The organism is Sphaerisporangium krabiense, from assembly GCF_014200435.1.
Lineage (GTDB): Bacteria > Actinomycetota > Actinomycetes > Streptosporangiales > Streptosporangiaceae > Sphaerisporangium > Sphaerisporangium krabiense.
Genome location: NZ_JACHBR010000002.1, coordinates 769,284 through 781,860 on the forward strand (window position 1 = coordinate 769,284; position 12,577 = coordinate 781,860).

General features: G+C 69.9%; 7 protein-coding genes. 2 read left to right on the plus strand and 5 right to left on the minus strand.

What is annotated here, in order from left to right; all coding sequences use genetic code 11:
- Nucleotides 1-138 precede the first annotated feature (138 nt).
- From BJ981_RS31390 to BJ981_RS31400, 3 genes are all read right to left on the minus strand, one after another.
- Nucleotides 139-1,398 (minus strand): nucleotide sugar dehydrogenase, encoded by a 1,260-nt coding sequence (locus tag BJ981_RS31390; RefSeq protein ID WP_184617008.1) that lies wholly within the window; start codon nucleotides 1,396-1,398, stop codon nucleotides 139-141.
- 119 nt (nucleotides 1,399-1,517) lie between these two features.
- Nucleotides 1,518-2,267, minus strand: coding sequence for an SDR family NAD(P)-dependent oxidoreductase (locus BJ981_RS31395; RefSeq protein WP_184617009.1), 750 nt, complete (start codon nucleotides 2,265-2,267; stop codon nucleotides 1,518-1,520).
- Between the two features lie 247 nt (nucleotides 2,268-2,514).
- Nucleotides 2,515-3,507 carry a pirin family protein gene (locus BJ981_RS31400; RefSeq protein ID WP_184617010.1) on the minus strand — a complete coding sequence of 331 codons (993 nt, stop codon included), beginning with the start codon at nucleotides 3,505-3,507 and terminating at the stop codon, nucleotides 2,515-2,517.
- A 2,070-nt stretch (nucleotides 3,508-5,577) separates the two neighbouring features.
- Here BJ981_RS31400 and BJ981_RS31405 point away from each other — a divergent pair.
- Entirely contained in the window at nucleotides 5,578-8,436 is a 2,859-nt protein-coding gene (locus BJ981_RS31405) for an AAA family ATPase (RefSeq protein WP_184617011.1), read from the plus strand.
- A 630-nt stretch (nucleotides 8,437-9,066) separates the two neighbouring features.
- Here BJ981_RS31405 and BJ981_RS31410 read toward each other — a convergent pair.
- The gene (locus BJ981_RS31410; RefSeq protein ID WP_204070273.1) at nucleotides 9,067-10,608 is read right to left on the minus strand and encodes an aldehyde dehydrogenase family protein; all 1,542 of its coding nucleotides are present in this window, start codon (nucleotides 10,606-10,608) and stop codon (nucleotides 9,067-9,069) included.
- Between the two features lie 370 nt (nucleotides 10,609-10,978).
- On the opposite strand from BJ981_RS31410, the gene BJ981_RS31415 reads away from it, so the two are divergent.
- On the plus strand, nucleotides 10,979-11,908 hold the full coding sequence (locus BJ981_RS31415; protein ID WP_184617013.1) for a TNT domain-containing protein: 930 nt from the start codon (nucleotides 10,979-10,981) through the stop codon (nucleotides 11,906-11,908).
- 67 nt (nucleotides 11,909-11,975) lie between these two features.
- Here BJ981_RS31415 and BJ981_RS31420 read toward each other — a convergent pair whose 3' ends face one another.
- Entirely contained in the window at nucleotides 11,976-12,572 is a 597-nt protein-coding gene (locus tag BJ981_RS31420) for a cupin domain-containing protein (RefSeq protein ID WP_184617698.1), read from the minus strand.
- Nucleotides 12,573-12,577: the final 5 nt, after the last annotated feature.

A 12,577-nucleotide genomic window follows, 5' to 3' on the forward strand; every position in this document is an offset into this window, starting at 1 on the left:
GCTAGGGTCCCTGACCTGCCAGAACGCGCGCGGACGCCCGCAGGCGGCGATCTCCTTACCGTCCTTTTATCCCCCGTCTGACCGCCTCGCCCGCCGTCGCCCCGCCACCTTCCGGCGGGCGGCGGGGCTGTCGGCGGGTCACAGGCGTTCGACGTTCGGGCCCCTGCACCGGTTGCGCGCGTCGAACACGAACCCCGACGCCCGCTCCACCAGCTCGTAGTCGAAGCGGTCATGGTCGGTGAGGACCACCACGACGTCCGCCTGCGCCAGCTCCCACGCCGTGGCCTCGACCAGCACCAGGCCGCCCGGCAGCGGGTGGACGTCCACGTGCGGGTCGGCCACCCGCACCTCCGCGCCCAGCTTGAGCAGCTCCTTGACCACCTCGATCGCCGGAGACTCGCGGATGTCCCCGGTGTTCTTCTTGTAGGCGAGGCCGAGGGCGAGCACCCGGCTGCCCAGCACCGGCTTGCCCTGCCGGTTCAGCGCCAGCGCCAGCCGGTGCACCACGTAGTCCGGCATGTGGTCGTTGATGTCGTTGGCCAGTTCCACGAACCGGAAGTTGTGCCCGAGGCTGTGCTTGACCTTCCACGACAGGTAGGAGGGGTCGATCGGCAGGCAGTGCCCGCCCACGCCCGGCCCGGGCGTGAACCGCATGTAGCCGAAGGGCTTGGTGGAGGCGGCGTCGATGGCCTCCCACACGTCGATGCCGAGCTGCGCCGCGAAGATCGACAGCTCGTTCACCAGCGCCACGTTGACATGCCTGAAGGTGTTCTCCAGCAGCTTGCACAGCTCGGCCACCCGCGTCGACGACACCGGCACGGCGTGCTCCACGACGCGCTCGTAGAACGCGCGCACCTTGCGCAGCGACTCGGCGTCCACCCCCGAGACGACCTTCGGCGTGTTCTCCAGGCGCCAGCGCGTGTTGCCCGGGTCGATGCGCTCGGGACTGTAGCCGAGCGAGAAGTCCTCCGGCGTGCGCAGCTCGGAGCCCTCCTCCAGCACGGCCCGCAGGTGCTCGTCGGTCGTGCCCGGGTAGGTCGTCGACTCCAGCACGACCGTCGCCCCCGGCCGCACGTACGGCGCGATCGAGCGCCCGGCCTCGGTGATGTGCCGCAGGTCCGGGACCCCCTCGCGCAGCGGCGTCGGCACCGTGATCACGCAGACGTCGAACCCCTCGGCGTCCGCGTAGTCGATGGTGGGCAGATAGCGGCCCGACCGGCGCGCCTCCGCCAGGACGTCGTCCCCGACGTCCTCGATGTAGGACTCCGCGGCGTCCAGCCGCTTCACGCGCCAGGCGTCGACGTCGATCCCCACGACGTCGAACCCGGCCTCCACCGCCCGCATGGCCAGCGGCAGGCCGACATACCCCTGCCCGACCACCACCAGTTTGTCGCCCACGTCACGACCCCCCGTCGCTCCCCGTCCACGTCGAAGCCGACTGTAGGCGTCCGGGACGCGGCGCGACGATCATTCCCCCACCGGCGCGCGTGTCGCCCCGGCGGTGGTAACGCCGCAGGTCAGCGGCCGAGGAGCGCCGACGCCCGCGCGACCACCCCCGGGGGGACGTACCTGGCCACCGCCGCGATCGCCTTGTACCGCGGGTCCGGCACGCTGATCCGCACGCCGCGCGCCAGGTCGCGCAGCGCGGCGTCCACCACCTTGTCGGCCCGCAGCCACAGGAAGTCGGGAATGCCGGAGGTGTCGATGGACGCCCGCTCGTGGAACTCGGTGCGCACGAAACCCGGGCACAGCGCCATGACGCGCACCCGCGGCTCGCGCACCCGCGCCGCCAGGCCCGCGCTGAAGTTCACCACCCACGCCTTCGACGCGCTGTAGGTGCCGTCCGCGAGGAAGGCGGCCACCGAGGCCACGTTGATCACGCCGCCGCGTCCCCGCACCCGCATGCCCGGCAGCGCGGCGAGCGTGAGCCGCAGCACCGCCTCACAGTGCACCCGCAGCATCGTCACCTCGTCGGCCGCCGGGACCTCCAGGGCGTCCCGAGGGTGGCCGAACCCGGCGTTGTTCACCAGCAGGTCGACGCCCTCGGCCAGGCGGTCCTCCACCGCCGCGACGCCCTTCTCCGTGGCCAGGTCGGCGGGCAGCACGTCCGCCCGCACCCCGTACCTGCGGTGCAGCGTGCCGGCCGTCGCGTCGAGACGCCGCTCGTCGCGGGCCACCAGCACCAGCGAGAATCCGTCGGCGGCCAGCCTGCGGGCGAAGGCGGCGCCGAGCCCGGCGCTCGCGCCCGTGATGAGTGCGGTAGGCATGCCGGAAGACTAGCCCTTCCCGCCCACCCCCCGTCCCCGCCGCACGCCCCTCCACCACATCACCCCCACAACCGCCGTATCCGGGGAGCGCGCATGCGCCGGCGGGCGCTCACCCGCCGGGTGCAACTCCAGGATCGGGTGACCGAGCACGGCGACCGCCCCGCCGCCGGGGTCCGTGGCCGACGCCCGGCCACGGACCCCGGATCCTTCGACGGGACGACCCCTGGCCCGTCGAAGCGATAGGGCCTCAGATGGTCTCGTCCTCGGTGGAGCGGTGGGGGACCTTCTCGGGCGGGACCACGCCCATGCGGCCCGCCTCGAAGTCCTGGAACGCCTGCACGATCTCGTCGCGGGTGTTCATCACGAACGGCCCGTAGCGGGCGACCGGCTCGCGGATCGGCAGGCCGCCGAGCACCAGGATCTCCCAGCCGGCGGCGGACGCCGACGGCTGCGTGTCCGCGGCCCGCACGGTCAGGGCCTCGCCCCGCGCCCCGAACACCGCGAGTCGTCCCTCCTCCAGCGGGACCTGGTTCTGCCCCACCGTGCCACGGCCGCTGAGCACGTACACCAGCGCGTTGAAGCCCTCGGGCCAGGGCAGGTCGAGGCGCGCGCCGGGCGCGACGGTGGCGTGCAGGTAGTTGATCGGCGTGTACGTGACCCCAGGGCCGTCGTACCCGGCCACGGACCCGGCGATCACCCGGACCAGCGAGGAGCCGTCCGCGCTGGAGAGCAGCTTCACGTCGTTCCGGCTGATGTCCTGGTAGCGCGGCGCCACCCACTTCTGCGCCCGCGGCAGGTTCACCCACAGCTGCACGCCGTGGAACAGCCCGCCCGCGGCGACCAGCTCCGGCGGAGGCTGCTCGATGTGCTGCAGCCCGCTCGCGGCGGTCATCCACTGCGTGTCACCGTCCGAGATCAGGCCGCCCCCGCCCGTGGTGTCCCGGTGCTGGAACGCGCCGTCGATGATGTAGGTCACGGTCTCGAACCCGCGGTGCGGATGCCACGGCGTGCCCTTGGCCTCGCCCGGCGCGTACTCCACCGCGCCCATGTGGTCGAGGAGCAGGAACGGGTCGGCCAGCGACAGGTCCACGGTGGGGAAGGGACGGCGCACCGCGAACCCCTCGCCCTCCAGGTGGCGCTCGGCGGTGACGACCCGGCTCACCGGCCGCCACGCCGTGGTGGCCTCGGGCAGACGCGGAAGCCGCGGCAGGGTCAGGGTGTCAGCGGTAACGGCCGGCATGGCCCCTCCTTCTTCGTCACGGCACGTCCCGGCAGGCCCCAGCCCTTCGATCCGCACCGCAGCACATCAGATACTCCCCACAACAGAAGTTGATATTTCAACTATTCCGCCGCACTCCAAGCCACCACTCACCCCAGCCCACCCCGCGTTGACCTGCGGCGCCGTACCCCACATCGGCCCACGGCGCCGTACCGGGCATCGGGCTGCTGTCGTCGACTCCGCCGAGTCGCCGGCGGCGACGTTCGCGCGAAAGCCCTGAGAACCCGGTGAGCGGCCGCGGCTTCTCACAGGCCGATCACAGTCGGCCCCCTCCACGGCTAAGGGCGCCACCCAGAACGCTCCCCCTCACCCGAGCGACCTGCATCCGGCTCCCGCATCCGCCCGGTCGCCGACCCGCTGTCCACTCGCGACGCCGACTTCGGTCGAGAACCGCTGGTGCCCTCTCGTCCCGACATCCCTGTCGGCGGATGAGCGGTCTATGTAACGAGTCGAATGGCTTTTTCGCCAAGGTTTGGTCAAGATTCTTCTGGTGGGCGCGGTAGAGGCCTGCCGCCAAAGGGGACAACCATCCTGTTATCCCGCAATAAAGGTAACCCCGGTGCCCTCCTCCCGTTCAAACCGCAGCCCTCGACAACACCTCACCACGTGGCCTGCCGATCGGTGCCGCACTCCGGCGACCGGCCGTGGCGTCAGCACCTCACGGTCGACTACCGCCGTCGTCACGCATGACGGTCGAGAGAGCGCTCCGCTCATCACCGACGGTTGTCGTGGACCTGTACACCGGCGCCCACTTCGTCCTCGACGGTGGCCTCTCCGGGACCCTGATCCGTCGCGGTCGTATCTCGTCCTGCCCGGCCGGTGCCCTGCCGTATGTCACCGTGCCGGGTGCCCGGCGACCAGCGGGGGCGCGTGGTCCTTCGCGGTCGAGTGGTCATCCGGCCGGCCCTGTCCGCCTGTCCGAGGAGAGACATGTCGTCCGTTCCTCCCAACGAACCCAAGCCCGTCCGCGTCCCGCCACCCGGAACCCCGACGGGAACGCCACAGGTGGACAGCGCACCTCCTGACCCTCCACCGAACGAACACGGCCACTACGGCGATCGTCCGCACGAGGGTCCCCTCAAAGGCAGCCCCTTCGGCCGTTCACCGCGCCCGTCCTTCATGCCGGCCGGCGCAACCCCACCGGGCGCTCCGGGCAGCCGATCCCATGAGGGGCGTTACACACCGGACGGGCACGGACAACCACAGAACGGGGCCGCGTCCTCCATCGCCGACGACCAACCGGACCGTGTCCACGGCGTAGGCAAGAGCGCATACGACCCGCCCGCCCTGTCGAGCAGCCAGACGCCCTCGCGCCGCGATGGCGAGCCAGGCCGAGAAGGCGGCGGAGGGGCAGACACGCACGCCCACGACTGGTTCTTCGGCACCGGCAGCGCCGAGGGTCCGTACGGTGAGGCCGGGCGAGAGCGCGGCGAGGTGATCGAACACGGCCCTGACGCATCCGACCTCGGGCACGTCAGCGCTGAGCATGCCCACGGCGAGTCAGGAGCGAACGGCGGCGGGACAGGCGCACGCCGCCGCAACCGTTCCGACCTCGGGTACGGCGGCGCCGACGGTGCATACAGTCAGGCCGCGCGACGAGGTGGTGGGAGAGGTGGGCGCCGTCACGACGATCCCCACGGTGGTGCCTACAGCGCCTCTGGTTCGTTCGACGGTGCCCTCGGGCCGGTCGACGGTGTCCCTGAATCGCTCGACGGTGGCCGTGGTTCGCTTGATGGCGCCCGTGGTTCGGTCGGCGGTGGCCATGGTCGTGGCGACGGTGCCCGTGGTCGGTCGGACGGTCTCCACGGTCGTGGAGACGCTGCCTATGACCACGCTCGTGAAGGTACGGAATCGCTGGGGTACGGGCCTCCAGGCCCGGGTGTTCCGTTTGGGCGCGGTCCGAGATCGGGACGCGGGTGGAGTCGGGAGAGGACGGAGGCGGCAGCGTCTTCGAGGGCGGGCGCGGTAAGAGATGCACCATGGCAGGCCAGGACGTTGATGGGCATATGGGATCAGGGCAAGATCCTTCTAGTGCTCGTGCTGGCCTTTCTCGTTATGGCCTGGCGGCACGCGGTCATCGTCGAAGGGACGGGCACCTTCGGTGAGGCGCTTGGCGCGGTCGCGAGCGGATACGTGGGTTCGGTCGTCCTCGTACTGATCGTCCTGGAGACTCTGCGGCAGGTTCACACTCTGACCGCCGAACGCTCGGTCGCCTACCGGCGCTGGCGGGACGTGAGAACGGCGCGTTTCGACCGTTGGGCTCACACACGGTTCGATGACCGCAGCCGTCACCTCCTCGCCTCGACCGCCAAGTCACTGTTCTGGCTGGCAGCGGTCGCTCTCATCCTCGGCGAGATTCTGGATGCATCGCCGCTCGCCGCCCTGCTCCGCTCACCTGATCTGCTCGGCGAGCTCCTCGCGTACGCGCCGCAGCTCGCCCTCGGTGTCCTCTTGGTCGGGATCACCGCCGGCGGGCTCCTCTGGCGCTTCCTGCGCACGGGAATCGACACCTACCGCCCAGGGGAGATCAGAACGCGGTTCTCCGACATCCAGGGACAGGACCACATCGTCGATCGGCTCAGGGACCACGTCGTTCTGCTCCGGGACCCCACGCCGTTCGAGGCGAGGGGCGGCCACGTGCCGAGGACGCTGCTGCTGTGGGGCCCACCGGGCACCGGCAAAACCCTCATGGCCGAGTCCCTCGCCGGCGAGTCCGCCAAGCCGTACGTCCATGTCCGCCCGGACGCCTTCAGCGGCCCGCTGCCAGCACTCGGCGCCATGAAAATGAGGGCCCTGTTCCGGAGACTGCGCAGGCTAGCCCTCCGCCATGACGGCGTGATCGTGCATTTTCCCGACATGGCCGCATGGTCCAGCCACTTACGTTCCCCCAGCGCCACACCACCTGGGGATCCCCACCTGAGCAGTTCAGCAGTCGCGACGCCCGCCAACGGCGCCACCGTCCCCACCTCCGCCATGACGGAGAACGACTGGGCGTCCCTGGGAAGACGGCTGGCCGGCAGGATGTCTCCGCCCAGCGAGACAAGCCTCAACGCCTCTGTGGCACTCCCGAATGCACCCTCACCCGCTGGCGGCGCAACGGGATCCGGCAGCGGCGCGACGCTTGGAAATCTGCACGCTGGAGGTTCGCCGATCGGCAATATGGCGGCCGGCGGTTTGGCGGCTGGAAATTCACCGGTCAGCGGTGTAACCGGTGGCGGTGTGATCGCCGGAGAACTGACCACTGGAGGACTGCCCAGTGACCGTGCGATCGATGGCGGTGTGACGGCTCAAGGTCTGCCGTGTGACGGTGTAGCCGGTGGCGGTGTGACGGCTCAAGGCCTGCCGGGTGACGGTGTGGTCGGCAGCGGTGTGACGGCTGAGGGATTGCTCGATGGCGGTGCGACGCCCGGTGGAGTGACCATCAATGGGGCAAGTAGTGCCGATGCCGTAGGCGTTGAGCCTGGCGCCAAGGAGACGGCGATCTCCAGCGCGGGACCCACGTCCGTCACCGCCCATGCGCGCCGCGAACAGGCCGATCACATGCGCGGTGACCGTGACGTCCCCGATCCTCGGCCGCTCGCCACATCGTCCGTCACCGCCCATGCTCCCCGCGAGCAGGGCGATCACATGCGCGGTGACCGTGACGTCTCCGATCCTCGGCCTCTCGCTACATCCCTCACCGGCGGACCCCAGGGCGATCTTCTGTCGGCGCCTGGTCGCCCACCCGTCCTCGCGACCCTGCTGGCGGAACTGTCGGGACTTACCAGACCACGCGGGTTCTTCAACGTCCATGTACGGCGATTGCTCGGCATGCGGCCCTTACCGTCGCCCAAGCACCGGATCCTCATCGTGTTGTCCAGCGAGAACCACGATTCGATCGACGACGCTCTGGTACGTCCAGGCGTCATCGACCGCGTCTACGAGGTCGCCCTCCCGTCCGAGACTGGACGTCTCCACATCTATCAGGCGTACTTCGCACGGGTCCGCCACCAGCTCACCCCGGAGCAGCTCGACATACTCGCGGCGATCACTCCAGGCATCACGGACGCCGCGATCAGGACCCTGGTCAACGAGTCCCTGATCAACGCTCTCCGAGCCGGACACGAGCACATCACCTGGCCTGACATCATGGCCGCCCACCAACTCGTCCTGTCCGGCCCCACCGAGGACGCCCAACACCTCACACCCACGAACCCACCACCCGCCAACCCCGCGGACCCCACCCCTCGAGTCCCATCTCCCCAGATCCGCCTTACCTCTGCTCCAACCCCGCCTGCCCCGAGCCATGTCCCCGATGTGACCGACACTCCTCCAGCGACTATTGATCAGTCCACCCGGCGCCCGTCCACTCGGTCGAATGGAATCGGGACTCTGGTCGGAAGGCGAGCCCGATACGGGTACGGGGATGCTCCTGGCAGGGGACGGGCTATCGGTCCGATGGGGGTGGTGGTCGCGGCCATGATCGGGCTTGTCGTCTTCGTACTGGTCGGGGTGGCGCTCTTCGGTGGAGATTCGGTCTCTGCGGACGGGGGCGAGAGTACGGGACCATCTCTGCGCACGATGGCGGCCATGCTCGCGGGCTTGGTGGTGCTGGGAGCCGGTGTTGTGGTCGCTGTCACGACCGTCCGCGCCCAGCAGGCGGCACGCGTCAGAGCCGAAGAGAACCAGGCGCGGGCCGTCGAACGCGCGCAACTCCTCGCCGCGGCCCTGGACCCCGAAACCGCGATGCGCCTCCTCGGCTACCCCCCTGAGCACCCCATCCCCCCGAATCCCCTTCACACAACCACCAACCACACCCCCGGTTTCGCCTCGCCTGCTTACCCCGGTCCGTTCAATAGGAGCGCCGACCACGCCGCCGATTTGCCCTCGCCTGCTTATCCTGGTCCGTAATAGGTCCGCCGACCACACCCCCGGTTTCGCCTCGCCTGCTTACCCCGGTCCGTTCAATAGGAGCGCCGACCACGCCGCCGATTTGCCCTCGCCTGCTTACCCCGGTCCGTAATAGGTCCGCCGACCACATCCCCGGTTTCGCCCTGCCTGCTTACCCTGGTCCGTTCAATAGGAGCTGCCGACCACGCCGCGGATTTCCCTCACCTGATTACCCCGGTCCGCTCGATGGGTCCGCCGACCACAGCCCTGACGTCGTCTCCTCCGCTCCCTCTCGTTCGTTCAATGGGACCGCCGAGCGCGCTGCTGGCTTCGCGCCTTTTAGTCAGCCATATCCGGGTAACGACACTCGCCGACGGCACCACTGAGTCCGTGACCTCAAATCGCCCTGATTCGCTTCATACGGCCTTCGATGGCATGGATTAGTCCGCGCTCTGTGTCCTTCCGCGCCCTCGATCCGTTCGCTTGGTGCGCCTTCTCGCCGTCGTCAGATCTGTTGGCACGCAACACCCATAGGCACGCGCGGATGCTTATGGCGATCACCGACCGCCCGGGTGGCCGGGTCGCTGTCACCGCCACCGTCACGCGCGGCCGGTTACGGCGTGGCGCGTCGGGGGCCGTGGATGTGGGGGGTCACAGTTTGAAGTCGAGGTCGGGGATTATCTCGGCGACGTCCATCTGGGCTTTTTGCAGGCGGCCGGAGTAGTCCCAGTTGAGGGACTGCCAGCGGGTGAACTGGTCGAGTACCCATTGTCCGGACTGGCGGCTGCCGTTGCCGGACTTGCCGTTGCCGCCGAACGGGAGGTGGGCCTCGGCGCCGGAGGTGGAGTTGTTGACGCTCACCATTCCGGCGCCGATCCCCGAGCGGAACCGGAAGGCGGCCCGCGGGTCGGTGGTGTAGATGGAGGAGGACAGGCCGTAACCCGGCCGGTTGGCGAGCTCGACCGCCTCGTCCAGGCTGGCGAACGACGCGACGCCGACGATCGGCCCGAAGGTCTCCTCGAGGAACAGCCGGTCCTGCGCGCGGACGCCGTCGACCACCACCGGGTGGTAGTAGAGCCCGCCCGCGCCGTCGAAGGCACCGCGCGGGTTGTCCGCGGTGATACGGCCGGTGGGGCCGGTGACGACCGTGTGGTGCGGCTGGATCCAGCCGAGGTACTCCTCGAACCGCTCGGCGAACCGCTGGTCGAGCATCGGACCGAAGAGGACCTCTCCGGCGGGGTCGCCGACGCTCGCGCCGGCCACGGCCCGCGCGTACCTACGGACGAACTCGTCGTGCACGGACTCGTGCACCAGGACCGTGCCGAGGGAGGTGCACCGCTGCCCGGCCGTGCCGAAACCGGAGAACAGCGCCCCCTCGACGGCGAGGTCGAGATCCGCGTCCGGCATGATCACCATGGGGTTCTTGCCGCCCAGCTCCAGGCATGGCGACTGGAGGTGGCGCCCGCACAGCTCGCCGACCTGGCGTCCGACCGCGGTGGAGCCGGTGAAGCCGACCTTCTGGACGGTGCCCTCGCCGAGGGCGGCGTCCAGCCCGGCGAACGTCGTGGGGCCATCGGCGAAGACGATGTTCAGCACCCCGTCGGGCAGCCCGGCCGCGGCGAAGAGGCGGTAGAGCGCGTGGGCCGAGGCGGCGGCGTACTCCGCGGGCTTCCACACCACGGCGTTGCCGCACAGCAGGGCCGGGACCAGATACCAGCTCGGTACGGCGACGGGGAAGTTGCCCGCGGTGATGACGGCGGCGACGCCCACGGGCACGCGGAAGGTGAACAGGCTCTTGTCGGGCATCTCTGACGGCACGGTCTGGCCGTAGAGGCGCCGGCCTTCGCCGAGGAAGAAGTCGCAGGTGTCGACGATCTCTCTGACCTCGCCGAGCGCCTCGGCGTACGGCTTTCCGATCTCGGTGGTCACGAGCCGGGCCAGGGCCTCGGCGTTGGCCTCGACCAGCCGCCCGATCGAGGCGATCACCCGGCCGCGCACGGGCGCGGGGACCGCCGCCCACTCACGCTGCGCGGCCGACGCCACGCCGCAGGCCCAGGCGAACGTCGCCTCGCCCGCTAGCCGGACCCCGGCCACGACCTCGGACGTCCTCGCCGGGTTGATCGACTCGTAGGTCGAACCGCTGGCGTCGTCGGCGGGCTTGCCGCCGATGACGGAGCTGATCTGGCGGGTCACCGTTGACCTCCTCACATGGGCGCTTGCTGCCATTCTTCCGCCTGCGCGGGCTTTCCCCAACACGTGGTCCGGCGATTGTGGACAACTTCCCGTTGTCCACAGAAACCGCTTGGACAACCGTCGCCGGCCGGCCCCGGCCGAGGTGGTCGCCGTCTGGGATCGCGGAAAACCGCGGCATGAGTGACCGGTTCGCCGGGTGCGGCGGACAATATGCACCTAAATCGGCATTTCTGAGTCGGGGAGGATTCAGCGGCCGACGAGGTGTTCGTCCGTCGATTTTTGTCCTTCCATTGCCGTGCTCGAAGCGCTCGTGATCGCCGGGCGGGTACGCACGAGATCGATCGTCACCCGTCTTGCATAAGCCCGAATCATGGCGACGCCGGTTCGGCTCACCGCTGACGCCGGTGAAACCAGATTCGGGCGAGATGGGCCCGTCAATCGTGCATTTTCCCGGGATCCGTCGTCGCGAGTGACGGATCCGATGAAACATGCCCGACTTGCCGCACGAAGCAGGGAGGACCCATTGCGAAACCTTCGCCGGCGCGCGTCGCTGGCCGCCGCCATCGGCATCACCGCCTTGTCCCTCGCCGGTATTCCGGCCCAGGCGGGCACCGGCCCGAGCCTCGCGCCGACGGCCCGCACCTCCGCCTGGACGGCGCTTCCCGCCGCACCGGTCGCGTTCGCCGCGGCCGAGACGCATAAGGGAGCACGGTCCGCCGCGTCGGGCGAGCCCGTCTGCACCGCGCCGTACATCAACGAGGATCAGCGGCTCGGCCCGAAGAGCCTGCCGCAGAAAGGGGTCCTGGGCCGGATATTGCGGACCTATGTCCCTCTCGGGGGTCTTCCTCCGCAGAAGTTCCTCGACCGCTACTGGGATTGGTCCGTCAACTTCTACCGATTTCCGCCGGACTTCGGGTTCGCGCACTCGGGTGGCTATCCGAACGGCAGGCCGCTGATCGCGTCGAAAACCCTGCGCGTCGGTGAACGGGTGGACCGGTTCGGCAGCGAGAACGGCGCCTTCCTCGCCCCCTACGGAACTCCCTACGAGGAGCGCGGCATTCCACCGACCAGCCTCGACACGTTCCCCGATTCTCCCGAATATCCGTGTAACTACCATGTGTATCGGGTGATCAAGGAATTCGCCGTCGATTTCGGGCCCATCGCCTCCGCGTTCCAGCAGCCAGGAGGAGGCTCGCAGTACCACCTGGTGAGCAGGCTGATCGCCGAGGCGCCCCAGAACCGGGACGAGGTCGCGGTCGGCTGGCTCGTCCAGAACGGGTACCTGGTGCGGCTCAACTGAACGGCCGGGCGGGGGAGCGGCACCCCGCCCGCGCCCTCTCACCGGCGCTACGGACGTCCCGGTAGCGTCAGAGGGCCGTGAAGTCCGCGAAGTCGAACCCCGGGGACACCACGCAGCTCACCAGCACGCCTTCGGTCCCCGCCGGACGGGCCGCCTGCCACGTCCCCGCCGGCACCAGCGCCTGGGGCTCCTGGCCCGCCTCCACATCGGGGCCGAGCCGGACCGTCCGCGCCTCGCCCGGGCGCGCCCCGGAGCCGCCCAGCACCAGGTCGAGCGGCCCGCCCCTGTGCCAGAACCACACCTCGTCGGAGCGCACGACGTGCCACACCGACTCCTCGCCCGGCTGGAGCAGGAAGTAGATGCCCGTCGCGCTCTGGCGGAGCCCGCCGTGACCGGGGGGTTCGAAGGACACGCCGGTCCGCCACGTCTCCCGGAACCACCCGCCCTCGGGGTGGGGGAGCAGGTCGAGCGCCTCGGCCACCGCGGGACGCTCCTGGACGGCGACGAAGGCGCCGGTCACGTCACGGCGCAGGAAGCGCCTGCGTCCCTGGTCGACGAGGATGACCGGGTCGGGGCCGGTGAAGGTCTCGCCCGCCACGCGAAGCGCCTCCGCTTCGCCGGACACCTGGACCGAGGGGCCGTCGGGGTACGCGCCCAGCGTCATGAGCA